15 protein-coding genes are annotated in these 16,715 nt (G+C 67.9%); 6 read left to right on the top strand and 9 right to left on the bottom strand.

What is annotated here, in order from left to right; all coding sequences use genetic code 11:
- Window positions 1–7: 7 nt before the first annotated feature.
- The 6 genes from OHA18_RS40860 to OHA18_RS40885 are packed head-to-tail and all read right to left on the bottom strand — an operon-like array spanning window position 8 to window position 6,095.
- Window positions 8–1,141: an aldose 1-epimerase family protein gene (locus OHA18_RS40860; protein ID WP_329000778.1), complete on the bottom strand. Its 1,134-nt coding sequence runs from the start codon at window positions 1,139–1,141 to the stop codon at window positions 8–10.
- Window positions 1,126–1,866 (bottom strand): SDR family NAD(P)-dependent oxidoreductase, encoded by a 741-nt coding sequence (locus tag OHA18_RS40865; RefSeq protein ID WP_329000779.1) that lies wholly within the window; start codon window positions 1,864–1,866, stop codon window positions 1,126–1,128. Before OHA18_RS40865 ends, OHA18_RS40860 begins: the two co-directional genes overlap by 16 nt.
- Window positions 1,859–3,025: a mandelate racemase/muconate lactonizing enzyme family protein gene (locus OHA18_RS40870; protein WP_329000780.1), complete on the bottom strand. Its 1,167-nt coding sequence runs from the start codon at window positions 3,023–3,025 to the stop codon at window positions 1,859–1,861. Before OHA18_RS40870 ends, OHA18_RS40865 begins: the two co-directional genes overlap by 8 nt.
- A gap of 2 nt (window positions 3,026–3,027) precedes the next feature.
- Window positions 3,028–3,855, bottom strand: coding sequence for a carbohydrate ABC transporter permease (locus OHA18_RS40875; RefSeq protein ID WP_329000781.1), 828 nt, complete (start codon window positions 3,853–3,855; stop codon window positions 3,028–3,030).
- A 3-nt stretch (window positions 3,856–3,858) separates the two neighbouring features.
- Window positions 3,859–4,785 (bottom strand): carbohydrate ABC transporter permease, encoded by a 927-nt coding sequence (locus tag OHA18_RS40880; RefSeq protein ID WP_329000782.1) that lies wholly within the window; start codon window positions 4,783–4,785, stop codon window positions 3,859–3,861.
- Window positions 4,782–6,095, bottom strand: a complete 1,314-nt coding sequence (locus OHA18_RS40885; RefSeq protein ID WP_329000783.1) for an ABC transporter substrate-binding protein — start codon at window positions 6,093–6,095, stop codon at window positions 4,782–4,784. Before OHA18_RS40885 ends, OHA18_RS40880 begins: the two co-directional genes overlap by 4 nt.
- Window positions 6,096–6,241: 146 nt before the next feature.
- On the opposite strand from OHA18_RS40885, the gene OHA18_RS40890 reads away from it, so the two are divergent.
- From OHA18_RS40890 to OHA18_RS40905, 4 genes are all read left to right on the top strand, one after another.
- Window positions 6,242–6,982 (top strand): FadR/GntR family transcriptional regulator, encoded by a 741-nt coding sequence (locus tag OHA18_RS40890; protein WP_329000784.1) that lies wholly within the window; start codon window positions 6,242–6,244, stop codon window positions 6,980–6,982.
- A 73-nt stretch (window positions 6,983–7,055) separates the two neighbouring features.
- Window positions 7,056–9,068, top strand: coding sequence for a right-handed parallel beta-helix repeat-containing protein (locus OHA18_RS40895; protein WP_329000785.1), 2,013 nt, complete (start codon window positions 7,056–7,058; stop codon window positions 9,066–9,068).
- 29 nt (window positions 9,069–9,097) lie between these two features.
- Entirely contained in the window at window positions 9,098–9,460 is a 363-nt protein-coding gene (locus OHA18_RS40900; protein ID WP_329000786.1) for a MerR family transcriptional regulator, read from the top strand.
- 44 nt (window positions 9,461–9,504) lie between these two features.
- Entirely contained in the window at window positions 9,505–10,446 is a 942-nt protein-coding gene (locus OHA18_RS40905; RefSeq protein ID WP_329000787.1) for an aldo/keto reductase, read from the top strand.
- Between the two features lies 1 nt (window position 10,447).
- Here OHA18_RS40905 and OHA18_RS40910 read toward each other — a convergent pair whose 3' ends face one another.
- A complete protein-coding gene (locus OHA18_RS40910; RefSeq protein WP_329000788.1) occupies window positions 10,448–10,882 on the bottom strand; it encodes a MarR family winged helix-turn-helix transcriptional regulator in 435 nt (144 codons plus the stop codon).
- A gap of 47 nt (window positions 10,883–10,929) precedes the next feature.
- Here OHA18_RS40910 and OHA18_RS40915 point away from each other — a divergent pair, with 47 nt between their 5' ends.
- Both OHA18_RS40915 and OHA18_RS40920 read left to right on the top strand, forming a co-directional pair.
- Window positions 10,930–12,342 (top strand): MFS transporter, encoded by a 1,413-nt coding sequence (locus tag OHA18_RS40915; protein WP_329000789.1) that lies wholly within the window; start codon window positions 10,930–10,932, stop codon window positions 12,340–12,342.
- Between the two features lie 232 nt (window positions 12,343–12,574).
- On the top strand, window positions 12,575–14,329 hold the full coding sequence (locus OHA18_RS40920; RefSeq protein WP_329000790.1) for a cytochrome c biogenesis protein CcdA: 1,755 nt from the start codon (window positions 12,575–12,577) through the stop codon (window positions 14,327–14,329).
- Here the strand turns inward: OHA18_RS40920 and OHA18_RS40925 are convergent.
- Both OHA18_RS40925 and OHA18_RS40930 read right to left on the bottom strand, forming a co-directional pair.
- Window positions 14,326–15,957: a DUF4091 domain-containing protein gene (locus OHA18_RS40925; RefSeq protein ID WP_329000791.1), complete on the bottom strand. Its 1,632-nt coding sequence runs from the start codon at window positions 15,955–15,957 to the stop codon at window positions 14,326–14,328. The two genes, OHA18_RS40920 and OHA18_RS40925, sit on opposite strands and share 4 nt — an antisense overlap.
- 59 nt (window positions 15,958–16,016) lie before the next feature.
- Window positions 16,017–16,661 (bottom strand): TetR/AcrR family transcriptional regulator, encoded by a 645-nt coding sequence (locus tag OHA18_RS40930; protein WP_329000792.1) that lies wholly within the window; start codon window positions 16,659–16,661, stop codon window positions 16,017–16,019.
- Between the last annotated feature and the right edge of the window lie 54 nt (window positions 16,662–16,715).

Genomic DNA, 16,715 nt, shown 5'->3' on the forward strand with positions numbered 1-16,715 from the left:
CTTACCGTCAGTCGGGCTGGCCGGAGACGCGACGGATCGCGTCCCGGGCGGACGAGGTGGCCTCGGTGCCGTCGAGCACCCGGATCGTGGTGCGGTACGTCCGGGACTCACCGTGCTCGAGCCACGTCATCGATCCGTCGTCGCGCGCGGCGGCGTCACCGGCGACGTGGTGCGTCGACGGTTCGAGGCCGACGGCGTACTGGCCGCTGCGCAGGTTCTGCCACTCGAAGAAGCACGGCATCGTCGCCGCGTCCCACGCCACCTCGACGCCGAAGGTGCTGTCGCCGCGGATCAGCGCGACCCGGTACTGGCCGTTGTCGTCGGCAACCAGGCTGTGCTCGTACACCTGCTCGACGAACCCAGGCTGCGGATCGGGCAGCACGCGGTACGAGACGCCCTGCTCGGCGCACGAATCGCTCCGCCAGGGCGTCCCGGTGACCGGGGCAACGAACTCGGTGCCCGCATCAACGATCGGCCAGCCGAAGTTCAAGTGGTACAGGAACATGTGCGGCGTACGCTCGAACCCCAGGTTGTCGACGACGTCGTGCAGCCGGAGATCGAGCCCGTCGAAGTCCACCTCGACGGTGCGCGTCAGCCGAAGATGCTCACCGAACGAGGTCGCCTGCACGACCTCACCGCGCACCCGCAACGTGCACCGGTCGCCATCCCAAATCTCACCGGCCTCCAGCAGCCGCCCAGGGATCGCGGTCAGCCGGCCGTGCAATCCGTGCGACACGGTCTGCTTCGGCGGATACCCGTACTGCCCCGCATCCACCTCGTTGCCGAACAGTGTGTGATCAAGTCCCCCGGAGACCAGCAGCCCGTCGAGTGCCCGCAACCACGACAGCCCGCCCTCGTCGTTGTTCTGATGCAGCCCCGGATGCCGGAACCCGTTCCCCGACCGCCACCCGAACGGTACGCCGCGAAACCGAGCCGCCCCGAGATCAAGGGCCCGATCCACCAGCACCTCCACCTCGAGCCCTGCCGCACTCCGCAGCTGGACGGCTCGCACACCCCGCTCGACACCGTTGCCCAACACAACTTCCCGGACGCCGGCCACACTGGCCAGGTCCCCCGTCCGCTCGCGCAACGCGGCAGCGGACAACGCTTCCCCGAAGATGTTCACTACTCCATCACCCATCCGCCGTCGACATTGATCGTTTGCCCCGTGACGAACGATGCGTCGGGGCCGGTCAGGAACGAGACCACCGAGGCGATCTCGGCCGGGGTACCGCGGCGTTTGATCGACTGATGGTCGAGGACGAACTCGTTGTAGAGCTCGGGGTTCTCGTGGATCGTCTCCGCCTTGGTCGGGAACGCACCGGGCGAGACCGCGTTCACCCGGATGCCGTCCGGGCCGAGCTCACGGGCGAGTGCCCGCGTGAACGCGACCGCGGCGCCCTTCGTGCTCACATAGCTGGCCAGCTTGTCCCAGCCGCCGTGCCAGGTGATCGATGCGATATTCACGATCGCACCGGCCTGCCGGACCTGCATCGACTGTGCGGCGGCCTGGGCGGCGACGAAGTACGCGCGCTGGTTGACCGCCACCACGTCGTCGTACTCCGCGAGCGAGATGTCGAGGAACGGTGTCGCCGGGTAGATGGCGGCGTTGTTCACCAACACGTGCAGCGGTCCGAGTTGCTCCTCGGCAGCCGCGATCGTCGCGACCAGGCCGTCCGAGTCGCGCAGATCGATCGGGAGTACGGCGTACCGCCCGCCGCCCGCCTTCATCGCGGCCTCGGACTCCTCCAATCCGTCACCAGGCAGATCGAGCAGCGCGACGCCGTACCCGTCGCTCGCGAGCCGCAGCGCGATCCCCCGCCCCAGGGATCCACCGGCTCCGGTCACCACAGCGGACTTATTCATCGGCCTCCCATCGGATTGCCGGCTTGCCGACCAGGCGGCGGCCGGCGCGATCAGGACGGACATGTGGCCCGGCGCCAGAACCCCAGTCGGCGGCGTCACCGAGCTGCGCGATGGCCGCCTCGTCGACGGTGTAACCGAGACCGGGCGAGTCGCCGAGAACCAGATGACCGTCCACGATCTCCTGGTCGGCGGTGATCCCGATCGGCGTCACGAGATCCTGGATCTCGATCGACAGATGATTGGGTACGACGGCCGCCGCGTGCCCCAGCGGATTCCCGTCGTACCCGACCGGGCTGATCGGCAGATCGAACGCATGCGCCAGCGCGGCCACCCGGAGGAAGTGCGTGATCCCCCAGACGCTGCCGGTCTGCACGACGTCCACCGCGTTCGCGGCCACCAGCGGACGGAACTGCTCGAGCCCGGTCAGGTTCTCGCCGGTCGCGACCGCGGCCTTCACCGACTGCGTCACGAGCGCGAGCCCGTCGACGTCCCAGCGCCGTACCGGCTCCTCGATCCAGGCCAGGTCGACGTGCTCCTCGATCCGGCGGATGTGCCGGACCGCCTCCTTGCGGGACCAGGACTCGTTCGCGTCGAGCATCAGCGCCGGCGCGTGCCCGGTGTGCTCGCGGTACAGCGCGCTGAGCAGCTCGAGCCGCCGCAGATCCGCGGCGACATCAAGCCCGCCCTTCAGCTTCACCGCCTGCAGACCACGCTCGGCGAACTGCTTGTGCAGCCTGACCAGTTCCTCGTCCGCGAGCGGACTGTCGAGCCCCGACGCGTACGCCGGTACGACGTGATCGTGCGCCCCGAGCAACCGCCACAGGGGCTGCTCGGCCGCCTTCGCCTTGAGGTCCCACAACGCCATGTCCAGCGCACCGATCGCACCGAACACCGCGCCGGTGTGACCGCGCTTGAACACCCACGACAACATCCGGTCGTACAGCGCGACGACCGCCCGCGGGTCCTGGTCCTCGATCGCCGGGAACACCACGTCCAGACCGTCGTGCGACCCGAGCCCGATACCTTCCAGCCCCGAGTCGGTGGTGAGTACGACGATCGGCACCGACGTCTTCCCGGAGCCAACGGTCCCGTTCGCGTCACCGATCGGCCGGCCCCAGTCATGCACCGTCGTGGCGGTCCGATATCCCGTGATTCGCATGCTCATCCCTTGGTCGAGCCGGCCGTGACGCCGTCGGTGATCTGCCGCTGGAAGAACAGGTAGATCGCGATCACCGGCAGGGCCGCGACCAGGACGCCACCCGCGAACAGCGGGATGTTGTCGGAGTACTGACCGCGCAGCGCGGTGACGCCGACCATCAGCGTCCGGTTCTGCTCCGACTGCATGACGAGCAGCGAGATCAGTACGTCGTTCCAGCAGAACAAGGCGTTCAGGATGCCGACCGACAGCAAGGCGGGCCGTCCGAGCGGCAGCATGATCCGCCGGTACACGCCGAGCGTCGTACTGCCGTCGACCCGGGCCGCCTCGATCACCTCGGCCGGGATCCGCGAGTAGAAGCTCGTCATCAGGAAGATCGTGAACGGCAGGAACTGCCCGGTGTAGGCGAGGATCAGGCCCAGGTGGGTGTCCAGCAGTCCGGTCTGCCCGAGCACCCGGAAGAACGGCACCATGATGACCTGGAACGGAATCATCAGCGCACCCAAACAGACCAGGAACAACCACTTCCGGCCCCAGAACGTCAACTGGCTGAACGCGAAGCCGGCCATCGAGCCGAGCAGCAGCAACAGCGTGACCGCGCCGAGGGTGACCACGACCGAGTTGAACGTGTACCGGCCGAGCCCGGACGTGTTCCACGCGTCGGCGATGTTCGCGGCCGTGAGGTGATCGGCCAGCGAGAACTGGTTCAGCACGTACTCGCGCCGCGACTTCATCGCCACGTTCAGCGTGAACAGCATCGGATAGATCGTTGCCAACGCCAACAGACACATCGGTACGGCGACGACCCAGCGGCCGAACCCACGCTCGCGCATCGGTCACACCTCCTTGGTGACGCGCTTGATCAGCCGGATCTGCGCGAGCCCGACGACCAGCATCAGCACGAACAGCACCATCGACGCGGCCGAGGCGAGCGCCGGGCTGTTCATCTGTCCCTGGGTGACCCAGACGTAGAACTCCGGCAGGTACGTCGCACCGCCCGGACCGCCCGCGGTCATCACGTAGACCAGGCCGAACATGCCGGTCAGCATCCCGATCATCGTCGTGACGAAGACGAACTGGATGGTCCGGCTCAGCTCCGGGACAACCACGTGCCGGATGGTCTGCGGCAGGTTGGCCCCGTCGCATCTCGCGGCGTCGAGCAACGACTGGTCCAGCGTCGAGAACCCGGCCATGAAGATCACCAGCGCCATCCCGAACGTGGCCCAGATGTGCACGCCGATCACCGAGAAGATCGCGACGTGCGAGTTGCCCAGCCAGTCCACCGGGCCGATCCCGAGTTTGCCGAGGCCCTGGTTCAGCGGGCCGTCGTAGGAGAGCAGGATGTTGAAGATCGCGCCGATGATGACCGGCGACAGCACCACCGGGAAGAAGTACACGCTGCGGTAGAACCGGTGCCCCGGCACCTTCAGGAACAAGAAGGTGGCCAGGATCCCGGGCACCGCCACCGCGACCGGCAGGGCCACGAAGAGCAGCCCGACGTTCTTGATCGCGGTCCGGAAGACCGGGTCGCCGGCCAGCGCCCGGTAGTTGCCGAGGCCGACGAACATCCCGTTCCGGGCGCCGTCCCCGGTGAGCGAGTACTGCGCACCGAGGATCAGCGGCACGATCCGCAGCCCGACGATGACCAGCAGCGCCGGCGTCACCAGCACCAGCGGGGCGAGCTTGTGCTCACTGATGTGCCAGCGGCGGACGCGTGCCGTCGTACGGCGTGGCGTGGTGATGGCTTCCCCCGCGGAGGTCATTTGTCGGACGCTGCCAACTGGGTCAGAGCGGCGTCGACGGTCACGTCACCGCTGATCAGCTGCTGTGACAGCCGGTGCATCAGGTCGAGCGTCTTCGCGGACAGCGCGGTGTGCAGCAGCGGCTTGCTGTCGGGCAGCCACGAGACGATCTGACCGGCCGCCTTGACGTCGACCGTCGAGGTGTCGATGGTCTTGTCGGCCGCGATCGCACCGGCCTTCTCGAAGAACTGCTTCTCCGCGTCGGTGCCGGCCAGGCTCTTGATCAGGTCGACCGCGAGATCCGGCGACTTCGTCCACTTCATCACGCCGTACCCGATGCCGCCCTCGGCCGGCAGGAACGTCTTCGAGACGTTGGCCGGGTTCAGGATCGGCGCCTGGTAGACGCCGAGGTCCGGGCCGAGGAACTCGTCGAAGGACTTCCAGTGCGCGGTGTCCGAGATCAGCCCGATCACGTTGCCGCCCTTGCCACCGGAGAACATCGTGAACTGGTCGTTGAACATGGCGGTCGAGTTGACGCCCTTGTTGTACCAGCCGTCGTCGTTGGTCTGCTTCCAGAGATCGAAGATCTGCTTCACCTCGGGCGACTTCCAGTCCCGCTTGCCGGCCAGCCAGGCGTCGTACTGCGCCGGGCTGAACACGCCCGGGGCGAATCCGGACAGGAAGAACTCGATCCCGATGCCCTCCTTGTTGCCAAGGTTGAAGCACACGTTGCCCGACTTCTTGATCGCCGCGCAGTCGGTCTGCAGCTCCGCGAGCGTCTTCGGCGGCGTCTCCGGGTCGAGGCCGGCCTTCTTGTAGACAGCCTTGTTGTAGTAGAAGGGGAAGCCCTGCAGCGTGATCGGTACGGCGTACGTCGTGCCCGCGTCCTTGAACGCGTCCCAGCCGACCAGCCGGTCCTTGAGATCAGCCGTCTTGTCGTCGAGCGGCAGCAGCGAGGTCGCACGCTCGCGCATCTGGGCGCCGCCGTTGAACATCGCGATGTCCGGGCCCTTGCCGGCCTGGATCGCGGTCCCGAGCAGTGTGTAGTACTGGTCGTACGGCTGGGCCACGAAGTCGACCTGGACGCCGGGGTGCTTGGCCTCGAAGTCGGATTTGGCCTTGTCGTAGTACGCCTTGGTGCTCGCGTCGCCGGAGTGCCAGTCCCAGACGACGAGCTTCTGCGCTTGTTCGGCGGTGCCGCCGCCGGCCTGACTCTGCGGCGCGGCGGCACCGCAGGCGGCCGTGGCCAAACAGGTCGCACCGGCGAGCGCTGAGACGAGGGCGGCGGCGACCCAGCGGCGTTTCGGGGTTCGGGTTGAGGCGGTCGACATGACGCCCTCCTTGGATCAGATGCGGGGAGCTCCAGGCTCGGCGTTGATTGTTAGTTGTCTGTTGTCTGTTGTCAAGAGTTTGTTGACTGCTGCAGACTGAGTGACAATCCGTGGGGTAGGCACCACGGGAACACTTGGAGGACGGCGTGGCGGAGCTCGGACAGGCGACCGTACGACTCGCACCGGCAGCGGCCGCGGCGCGCCCGGCGCGGCTCGCGGACCTGGTGGTGGAATCGATCGTCGACGGGGTGGTGTCCGGCTCGATCTCGCCGAACGCGGTGCTGCCGCCCGAGTCGGCGCTCTCGGAGCAGTTCCAGGTCAGCCGGATCACGGTGCGTGAGGCGGTCAAGCTGCTCGAGGCCAAGGGCCTGGTCGAGGTACGCCGTGGTGTCGGCGCCGTGGTGAACGACGACTCCCGCTGGAACCTGCTGGACTCGGCCGTCCTCGGCGCGGCCGTCAAGCACGACGCGAACCTGACGATCCTGGACGAGCTGGTCGACGTCCGGATCGCGCTCGAGTCGAACCTGGCCGGCGTGGCCGCGGAGCGCGCGACCGACGAGGACCGGGCCGCGATCGAGGCGGTCTTCCACCGGCTCGAGGCGGACACCACCCGGCCAGAGGTGTTCATCCAGACCGACGTGGAGTTCCACGACCGGATCATGGCCGCGTCGGGCAACCGGCTCGCCCGGTCGATCGTCAGCAGCGTGCACAGCCAGGCCCGCACCAGCATGCGCTACCAGGGCCACCCGAGCATCGAGGACGTCGGCATCACGAACTCCGAGCACCGGGTCGTGCTCGAGCGCATCCTCGACCGCGACGCGGCCGGCGCGACCCAGGCCATGACTGACCACATCCGGTCAGCGTGGGAACGCCGCCGCCCGGCCTGATCTTGACGCGGCACCTCGACCGCCCTAGGTTCCTGCTCACTGATGTCTGACAACTGTCAACATAGGAGTGCGCATGACCCGACCTCGTCCGCTCCGCGCCCTGGCCGGAACAGCCGCCATCTCCGCCTTCGCGCTGGCTGCCCTCGCCCTCTCCACCACCACCACCTCCGCCGTACCGTCGCGCACCGAAGTGATCCTGGTTGCGCCGGACGGCACGAAGCCCGTCGAAGCCGACCACGTGGTCCGAACGTTGCAGGCCGCCCAGGCCCTGGTCCGGGCGAACAACGCCCGGTCCAACGTCCACGTGCTCCTGGCCGGCGGGACCTACGAACTGAAGACACCGCTGCGCTTCGACGCCCGCGACGGCGGCCGGAACGGCCACACCGTCACCTGGCAGAGCGTCCCGGGCCAGGACGCCACGCTCTCCGGCGGCTCGAAGGTGACCGGCTGGACGCTGCACGATCCGGCCAAGAACATCTGGTCCGCCAACGTCCCGGTCGGCACACAGTCCCGGCAGTTGTACGTCGACGGAAAGCTCGCGCAGCGCACCCAACTGCTGCTCGCGGAGTCGAAGAACACCCGCGGGCACCTGGTCTTCAGCCAGCGCGGTCTCACCGTCAACGACGCGACACTGGCGGCGCGCATCGCCGGCCTGTCGAACCCCGGTGACCTCGAGATCGAGGAGCTCGGCTCGTTCACCGACCGCTACTCCCCGGTCCGATCGGTCGACGGCAGCACCCTGGTGATGGAGCAGCCGGCCTGGGACAACAACAACTTCGGGTACGACACCCTCAAGTCGCCGTACGCCCGCGGCGCGCTGTACATCAACAACGCCTACGAGCTGATCTCCGGCCCGAACCAGTGGTACCTCGACTCCGCTCACGGGAAGGTGTACTACCGCCCGGCCGACGGGCAGTCGCTGCGGACCACCGACGTACGGCTCCCCCGGCTCGAGTCGCTCGTCCAGGTCAGCGGGAGCTACCGCGACCCCGTCCAGAACCTTGCCTTCAGCAACTTGACGTTCGCGCACACGACCTGGAACTTCCCGAGCGGACCGCAGGGGTACGTCGACCAGCAGAGCGGCGCGCACGCGGTCGGCACATACGCCAAGCCGGCCGACTTCCTGACCAGCTGCCAGAACGGCTGCCCGGAGTTCGAGAAGACCCGCAACGAGTGGCATCAGATCCCTGCCGCCGTGCAGGTGTCCGCCGCAGCGCACATCACCTTTGCGGGCAACAACTTCCAGCAGCTCGGATCGGTGGGGCTCGGCCTGGGCATGGACCCGAACGCCCACGTCTCCGGCACCGGGTACGGCGTCAGCAACACCGCCGTACTGCGGAACACCTTCACCGACAGCGCGGCGTCCGCGATCGTCGTCGGCGGCGTACAGCCGGACGCCCATCATCCTCGCGATCCGCGGATGACGAACCGCGACGTGACGATCAGCGACAACACCATCGCCGGCGTCAGCAAGGAGTACCGCGACAACGCCGGCATCCTGTCGACGTACGTGACCCGGGCGACGATCACCCACAACACCCTGACCGACCTGCCGTACGACGGCATCGACATCGGCTGGGGATGGGGCATCAACGACCCGGGCGGCAACCTGTACTACCTGAACGCCGGGCTGTACAACTACCAGCCGATCTACCGGACGCCCACGACGTTCCGCGAGAACCTTGTGGCCGGCAACCTCATCCACGACACCAAGCAGGCGATGCACGACGGCGGCAGCATCTACACCCTCTCGTCCAGCCCCGGCACCGTGATCGAACGCAACTACGTCTACGACAGCCAGACCACGTTCGGCGCCCTGATCGACCAGGGCACGAGGTACGTCGTGATGCGCAACAACGTGTTCCTCGGCAGCAGCAGCTGGGTCTACATCAACTCCGACGCCGGCAACCCGGACACCTTCAACACCAAGGACAACCTCGTCACCGGCAACTGGTGGGACATCGGCCCCGCCCGCAACCCCGAAGGCCCCGGCTACAACAACCAAGTCACCGGCAACACCCAACTCACCGGCACCATCCCACCGGAAGCCCGAGCAGTCATGACAGCCGCGGGCGTCCTCCCGTGAGCGACCGGCGCTGCAGCTAGGCTCGATGTATGACGACGTACGGTCCGGCGGAGGCTGCTGAGCGGTCCGGGTTCAGCATCGACACGTTGCGCTACTACGAGCGGGAGGGCATCCTCCCGCCCGTGGCGCGCAGTTCCGCCGGGCGGCGGCAGTACTCCGACGACGATCTCGCGATGCTCGACTTCCTGCGCTGCCTGCGCGACACCGGGATGCCGATCGAACGGCTGCGGCGGTACGGCGAGCTCGCGCGATCGGCGGAGACGATGCCGGAGCGGCTCGCGCTGATCGAGGAACACACGGCGGTGGTGCAGAGCCGGATCGCCGAGCTGGAGTCGCAGCGTGCCCGCTTGGAGGAGAAGGCGGCCTGGTACCGGTCGCAGCTCGAGAACTGAGCCGACTTGACCTGGTGCGCGCTCCAGGTTGCATCTTCGTCGGCATGACATTTCCTACCTCCCCCTTGGTGCTCGGCGCCATGATGTTCGGTACGGCGATCGACGAGGACACGTCGTTCGCACTGCTCGACCGCTTCGTCGAGCGCGGCGGTGTCTGGATCGACACCGCCGACTGCTACTCGTTCTGGGCGAGCCCGGACGGACGCGGCGGCGCCAGCGAGCGCGTGCTCGGCCGCTGGCTGGCCGCCCGGCCGGGCGTCCGCGACCGGATCCGGATCGCCACGAAGGTCGGCGCGGAACCGCTGTGGGCCGGCTCGTGGCCGGATGAGCGCGCGGGCCTCAGCCGGCGGGCGATCCACGACGCGTTCGCCGGCAGCCTCGAGCGGCTCGGCATCGATCAGGTCGACCTGCTGTGGCTCCACCAGGAAGACCGCCGTACGCCGATCGAGGAAACCGTCGACGCCGTCGCCGAACTCAACGAAGCCGGTCAGGTACGACGGGTCGGCGCCTCGAACCATCCGGCCTGGCGCGTCGAGCGCGCCCGAACCCACGCCAGGTCCAAGGGCCTGGCGCCGATCGACGCGCTACAGCTGAGCGCCACCTACCTGAAGGTCCGCCCCGGCACCCTGCCGGAGGACACCGCGCATCCGTTCGGGCAACTCAGCGACGAGCAGCTGGACCACGCGCGGGAGCACCGGATGGAGGTCTGGGCCTACACCCCGCTGCTGGCCGGTGCCTACGACAACCCGGACAAGCAGATCCCGGAGGCGTACGACCACCTGGGCAACACCCGTCGCCTCGCCGCGCTCGACGACGTCGCCCGGCAAACCGGTGCGTCCCGTGGCCAGGTGGTCCTCGCCCGGCTGGTTGCCCAAGGCATCCGTCCGATGCTCGGCGGCAGCAAGCTCCACCAGCTGGAATCCGCGCTGGACGCCGTCGCGCTCGCCCTCACCGCCGACCAGCTCAAGCAACTGGACGTCCGCTGAGTCAGCGGTTCGTCCGGAGGGTCTGGGCCAGGTCGTCGAGGGCCGGGAGCGCGTCGATGATCGTCCGGGCGGATGCCGACGGGAGCTGGTCGAGGCAGGCGCCGAGGGCCTCGGTGCGGAGCAGCTTGACGCGTTCGTGCAGTTGGCGGCCGGCGTCGGTGGCCTCGACCTGGACCGCGCGCAGGTCGTCGGGGTTCGGGTCCCGCTGAATCAGGCCGAGCTCCGTGAGCCGGCCCACCACCCGCGACAGCATGGTCGGGTTGAGCCCCTCGAGCTGAGCCAGTTCGGTCAGCCCGAGGGGGCCGCGGAACGTGATCAGGCCGAGCACGGAGGCCTGCGTCGGCGTCAGGCCCTCGTCGGTCGCCGTGGCGTTGAGCTCCCGCGCGAGCTTGGAGATCACGCCACGAAGCTTGCTCAACGTCTCGGTGTCGGTCATCTCAACCCCTTTATTGCCTGCCAGCAAGCAATGTAGTCTATTCATCGATGGAACCGCCGAGTTCACCCTCAGTGATCACCGATCCGGCCGCAGACGGCTCAGGCGAGCCCCTCGCTCACCGGCGGCTCGTCTTCGGCATCGTTGCGATCGCCCTGCTGATGGCATCGATCGATCAGACCATAGTGGCGACAGCGCTGAATGCAATCCGCAGCGACCTGCACGCCGAGCTGACCTGGAGCGGCTGGACGATCACCGTCTACGCGCTCGGCCAGATCATCGTCATGCCGCTGGCCGGCCGGCTCGGCGACCAGTTCGGGCGGAAGAAGGTCTTCCTCGGCGCGGCGGCCCTGTTCACCGTCGCCTCGCTGTGCTGCAGTCTCGCCGACAACATCTACCTGCTGGTGGTGTTCCGCGCGTTCCAGGCGATCGGCGGCGGTGCGTTCATGCCGACCGCGACCGGCATCGTCGCCGAGCAGTTCGGCCGCGACCGGGACCGGGCGATCGGCATGTTCACCTCGATCTTCCCGATCGGCGGCATCATCGGCCCGATCATCGGCGGCATCATCGTCACCTACTGGTCCTGGCGCGAGATCTTCGTGGTGAACATCCCGATCGGCTTCCTGCTGATCGTCCTGGGCCTGCGATTCATCCCGAGCAGCCCGCCGAAGGCCGCGTCCCGGATCGACGGGACCGGCGCCGCCCTGCTGGCGCTGACCATGCTCTTCGGCATGTACGGGATCAGTTCGCTCGGCAGCGCCGGCGCGGAGCCCACCGATCCGCTGTTCATCGTGGCCATGGTGCTCGCGCTGGCACTCGGCTTCCTGTTCGTCCGCCATGCGAACCGGCACGCGGCGCCGTTCATCCCGGTCAGCCTGCTGCGCGGCCGCGGCTTCGGGGCGATGAACACGATCAACTTCCTCTTCGGCGCGGCCATGCTGGGCTTCGGCGCGCTCGTCCCCCTGTACGCCGAGTCGCGGTACGTGATCCAGCCGATCCAGGCCGGGACCTTGCTGACAGCGCGGGCGGTCGGGATGATCTGCGTCGCGGGCCTGGCCGTGTTCGCGCTCCGCCGTACCGGGTACCGGGCCCCGATGATCGGTGGCTTCGTCCTGGTCGCTGGTGGGATGACGCTGATGTCGCTGGCCCCGCACGGCCTCACGCCGTACGCCTGGCTGGCGATGGCCGCGGGCATCACCGGCATCGGGATGGGCCTGTCCATCCCCGCCTCGAACAACGCCAGCCTGCAGCTCGCGCCGGACCAGATCTCCGCGATCGCCGGACTCCGCGGCATGTTCCGTCAGTCCGGCGGCATCGTCGCCGTCTCGATCACCACTGCGATCCTGAACCACGCCGCCAACGGCGGCACCTCGCAGGCCCACAGCTTCGTCGTCTTCGCGGCCATCCTGCTCCTGATGATCCCGTTCACCTTCCTCGTCCCCGATCATCGCGGGACCTGGTAACTGCCACCTCCCCCGCACGGTCCACCCAGGAGTTCGGGTCCGCTGTGGTCGGCGGATCCCCAGCCCATCACAATCGGTCCGATGTCTGCCTCGCCCGTGCGAAACGTCAGGCTCCGGCAGATTGTGATGGCCTGCAGATCCGGGCGTCGCTCTCGTCGAACAGACCCATCCGCCGGCCGAGCAGGGACGAAGTAGGGGTGTCCTGTCCAGCTTTCGTCTTGGGGTGTTTCTGATGGTCACGCTGGCCTTCATCGGATTGCTGGGCGGTCTGGTCACCGGGGTGTCCCCCTGTGTCCTGCCGATGCTTCCGATCATCTTCTTCGCCGGCGCCGGCGGTCAGCAGGGCAGTCAGAAGACCGCCGCTGCTTCCGGTGACCTGCTGGTCGAAGAGCTCACGCTGGAGAAGCCGTGCCGCGATCTGCGACCGCTGAAGATCATCGTCGGCATCGTGGTGAGCTTCAGCCTCTTCACGCTCACCGGCTCCGTGATCCTGTCGGCGCTCGGGCTCCCGGACGACTTCCTCCGCTGGGGCGGACTGACCATCCTCACCCTGGTCGGGCTGGGCCTGATCTTCCCGGCGCTCGGCCACCTGATCGAGAAGCCGTTCTACCGGCTGCCGAAGCTCAACCGGAACAACAACGGCGCCTTCGTCCTGGGCCTCGGTCTCGGCACGCTGTACGTCCCGTGCGCCGGCCCGGTCCTGGCCGCGATCACCGTCGCCGGCGCCACCGGCAACATCGGCTGGCGGACCGTCGTACTCACGGTGTCGTTCGCCCTCGGCGCCGCGCTGCCGCTGCTGATCTTCGCCTCGGCCGGATCGCGGATCTCCCAGCGGGTGAAGGCGTACCGCGATCATGCCCGCGGATTCCGGATCGGTGGCGGGATCGTGATGATCCTGCTCGCCGTCGCGCTGGCCTTCAACATCACCGATGTGATCCAGCGGTCGCTGCCGTCGTACACGAGCGGGCTGGAGAAGAAGGTCGCCGAGAACAAAACGGTGCAGGGCGCACTCGCACCGGCGATCGGCGACGCGTCGGCCGAGCTCAGCAAGTGCACGCCGGGCGCGGCGGAACTCGCCTCCTGCGGTGCGGCGCCGGCGTTCCGCGGTACCCAGAAATGGTTCAACACTCCAGGCGGACAGCCCACCACCCTCGCCGACCTCAAGGGCAAGGTCGTGCTCGTCGACTTCTGGGCGTACTCGTGCATCAACTGCCAGCGCGCCACACCACATCTGCTGGCGTGGGACAAGGCCTACAAGTCGCTGGGGCTGGAGATCGTCGGCGTCCACTCTCCGGAGTTCGCGTTCGAGAAGGACGCGGGGAACCTCGGGTCGGCGATCCGCAAGGAAGGCATCGGGTATCCAGTCGTCCAGGACAACAACCTCGCCACCTGGACGGCGTACCGGAACCAGTACTGGCCGGCGAAGTACCTGATCGATGCCGGCGGCACCGTTCGCGCGATCAACTTCGGCGAGGGCAACTACGCCCAGACCGAACAGCAGATCCGCGAACTGCTCACCGCCGCGAACCCGAACACCAAGCTGCCCGCACCGGTGGACGGAACGGTGAAGGCCGACGTCGGCGTCGCCGGTCGTACGCCGGAGACCTACCTGGCCTATTCACGCTCGACGAACCTCGCCGGCCCAGCAGGCAAGCTCACCCCCGGCCAGACGGTTGCCTTCGGCCTCAACCCCGCGCAACCGGACGACACCTACAGCCTCGGCGGCAACTGGGCCGTCGGCACGCAAAGCGTGACGTCGGCCAACGGCTCGCAGGCACGCCTGAACTTCAATGCATCGAAGGTCTACCACGTGCTCTCCGGCCACGGCACCGTCACGGTCTCGATCCCCGGCGAGCCCGACAAGGTCATCCAGGTCGATGGCACACCCAACGCCTACCAACTGGTCGACAAGCCAACGACCGAACGCAAAACCATGACCCTCACCTACACGCCGGGAATCTCAGCGTTCACCTTCAGCTTCGGCTAAGTCAGCGCCGCGGTCATGCGTCGGCGGGCCTGGTAATAATGGTCCGGGTCGAGGACGGGACGGTTGAAGCGCAGGGTGCGGTCGGGGTCGATGAGGTCCAGGGCTGCGTCGAGACCGTGGGCGGAGCGGATGGCCTGGAGGGCGCGGTGGTCCCACATCGCCTGGGCGAAGACGCGGTGCCGGATCGACGGCCACGGCGTTCCGTCGGGTCCGGGGTAGACGGCGAAGGGGTCGCCGGACGGGAACGCGCCGCCGGCTGAGGTGTCCGTGAAGGGATCCACCTGGCGGATGGCGTGCCAGGTGTACCAGAAGTTGAATCCCCAGTGGAGGAAACCGTCCACGCCGGAAGCGAAAAGCTGGTGGCCGATCGCGCGGTTGCGGGCCGAGGGCATCCCGATGAAGCGGTTGGCGACGTCGCGGTCCTGGCTGACGCAGTAGTACACCCACAGGCGCTCCGGCCGCTCGGCCAGGAACGGTTCGACGTGATCGGTTGCGACGACCGGCACGGGTACGGCGCCCGACGTGTAGAAGGAGTGCTCGCTGAGGGCGTCGACGACCGTCCAGCCCTTCAGGAGATCGGCGACGACGGCTTTCGCGGCGAGATAGCTCGCGAGCCCGCCCTCCCCGGACGGCTCGTCGGAGATGTGGAAGACCACGTGCTCGCGATCCCACTCCTCGTCGAGCACGGCCTGCAGCGCCGGCAGCAGCGCCTCCATCAGGATCCGGTACTGCGGGTCGGTCGCGGCAACGTCCCACCCGAAAGCTCGCTCCTGGTCCACCACGATGCCAGGCGTGGCCTCCGCGCCCCACTGGGTGAAGAGATGCGCGATCTCGACGCCGGTGATCCCGTTGCGCCGGCACAACTCGAGCCAGCGGCGAAGCCGATCGAAGCCGAAGCTGTGCCCGCCGTCGGTCGCCGTGATGTCGATGAGCTGCACGACAGTCCGGTACGAACCGATCGCCGTGTCGAGCGGCGGCGTCCAGACCGGGGTGAGCAACGACGTCGCACCCATCTCGGCCGCCGAAGCCATGAATCGGTCGACCAGCGCCCAGTGCTCCTCGCTGAACACCTCGACGCCGTAATGATCCGCAAGCGAGTCCAGATGCATCCAGTGGCTCGAGACGATGTCGAGCGGCGGCAGCTCGATCCCCGTGATCTCGACGCTCACCGAGGCCCGATGGAGCTCGGCTCCGTCGGGCGAGCTGACCACGATCGTGAGTTCGTGTACGCCGGCCCGCGCCGGATCGGTCGTGGTGACGTCGAACCACAGCGCACCCCAACCGCCGAACCGGACCGGAGCCTCACCGTCCGGCATCGGCCGCAACAGGTCCGGATACAGCCCGGGCTCGTCGAACTCGTAGCCGTCGTCATGCCCCGGCAGAGCAAGGAACGCACACGGCACGAGGTCCACGCACGACATCGCCACCAGGTCGGCCGCATCGCCCTCGACCCGTACCCGAAGTGGGCGAGGATCGCGGAACGTCGCCTCCATCGGCGGCCGGTAAGCAAGCTGGAAGGACGCCGGCTCACCGAGGAACGCCTGGAACCTGGTCGCACCGGCCACCGGCCGCGGCACCCGGACCGGGTGCACCTTCACCAGCGCATCGCAGACAACGAACTCCCACATCGCGGTCCCACCATCCCAGCCTCTGCGCAATAGTGGAACCTATGATGCAGATCCGCGCATCAATGCACAACGCCGGTCTCGCCGTACAGGATCGAGGTCCAGGCGGTGGTGAGGGTGTCGACGAGCACTTCCTCGTCGTCGAACGGCGGGACCGCGGCGGCGGCCAGATAGTAGAGACGTTCTCCCATCCAGGTCAGCGAGGCGGCGACGTCGCGGGGGTTCGCGGAGCCGAGGTGCCGTAGGGCCTCGGGGTCGGACTCGATCCGGGCTGTGGCGGCCTCGGTGAACAGGTTCATCTGCTCGAGCCACAGCTCCCGAAGCCCTTCGTCCGATCCCCAGCTCTCCACGATGGCCATCAGGACGCCGGCATTCTCACGCCACAACCGCGCTCCATCAGCCACACCCGCTCGAAGTGCTTCGACCGGGTCCTGCTCGTGGTCGATCCACGGGCGAGCTGCCCGCTGCCCCTGCGTTACGGCCGCGCGCACCAGGTCACCCAGCACGGCCTGCTTGCTCGGGAAGTAGAAGTAGAAGCTGGCCCGGGAAACGCCTGCGGCGGTCAGGATGTCGGCCACGCTCAGGCCGTCGAAGCGACGCTCCTGCAGCAGCTCGCGCGTCGCGGACAGGATCCGCTCCCGAAGCTCGGCGGGCGCCTGGGCGGGTCCGGATCGACGGGCTGAGCGCACGGTGCGGTCGGCAGGCATACGAGCATCATACAGAGTGTATGGACATAGCGACCATACACTGTGTATGGTCGT

It is taken from the genome of Kribbella sp. NBC_00709 (genome assembly GCF_036226565.1).
In the GTDB taxonomy this organism is placed as follows: Bacteria; Actinomycetota; Actinomycetes; order Propionibacteriales; family Kribbellaceae; genus Kribbella.

What these genes read in the sequence shown, in the direction of transcription:
- OHA18_RS40860 (WP_329000778.1), bottom strand. Translation starts at nt 1,141, where the DNA reads ATGGGTGATGGAGTAGTGAACATCTTCGGGGAAGCGTTGTCCGCTGCC.
- OHA18_RS40865 (WP_329000779.1), bottom strand. Translation starts at nt 1,866, where the DNA reads ATGAATAAGTCCGCTGTGGTGACCGGAGCCGGTGGATCCCTGGGGCGG.
- OHA18_RS40870 (WP_329000780.1), bottom strand. Translation starts at nt 3,025, where the DNA reads ATGCGAATCACGGGATATCGGACCGCCACGACGGTGCATGACTGGGGC.
- OHA18_RS40875 (WP_329000781.1), bottom strand. Translation starts at nt 3,855, where the DNA reads ATGCGCGAGCGTGGGTTCGGCCGCTGGGTCGTCGCCGTACCGATGTGT.
- OHA18_RS40880 (WP_329000782.1), bottom strand. Translation starts at nt 4,785, where the DNA reads ATGACCTCCGCGGGGGAAGCCATCACCACGCCACGCCGTACGACGGCA.
- OHA18_RS40885 (WP_329000783.1), bottom strand. Translation starts at nt 6,095, where the DNA reads ATGTCGACCGCCTCAACCCGAACCCCGAAACGCCGCTGGGTCGCCGCC.
- OHA18_RS40895 (WP_329000785.1), top strand. Translation starts at nt 7,056, where the DNA reads ATGACCCGACCTCGTCCGCTCCGCGCCCTGGCCGGAACAGCCGCCATC.
- OHA18_RS40900 (WP_329000786.1), top strand. Translation starts at nt 9,098, where the DNA reads ATGACGACGTACGGTCCGGCGGAGGCTGCTGAGCGGTCCGGGTTCAGC.
- OHA18_RS40905 (WP_329000787.1), top strand. Translation starts at nt 9,505, where the DNA reads ATGACATTTCCTACCTCCCCCTTGGTGCTCGGCGCCATGATGTTCGGT.
- OHA18_RS40910 (WP_329000788.1), bottom strand. Translation starts at nt 10,882, where the DNA reads ATGACCGACACCGAGACGTTGAGCAAGCTTCGTGGCGTGATCTCCAAG.
- OHA18_RS40915 (WP_329000789.1), top strand. Translation starts at nt 10,930, where the DNA reads ATGGAACCGCCGAGTTCACCCTCAGTGATCACCGATCCGGCCGCAGAC.
- OHA18_RS40920 (WP_329000790.1), top strand. Translation starts at nt 12,575, where the DNA reads ATGGTCACGCTGGCCTTCATCGGATTGCTGGGCGGTCTGGTCACCGGG.
- OHA18_RS40925 (WP_329000791.1), bottom strand. Translation starts at nt 15,957, where the DNA reads ATGTGGGAGTTCGTTGTCTGCGATGCGCTGGTGAAGGTGCACCCGGTC.
- OHA18_RS40930 (WP_329000792.1), bottom strand. Translation starts at nt 16,661, where the DNA reads ATGCCTGCCGACCGCACCGTGCGCTCAGCCCGTCGATCCGGACCCGCC.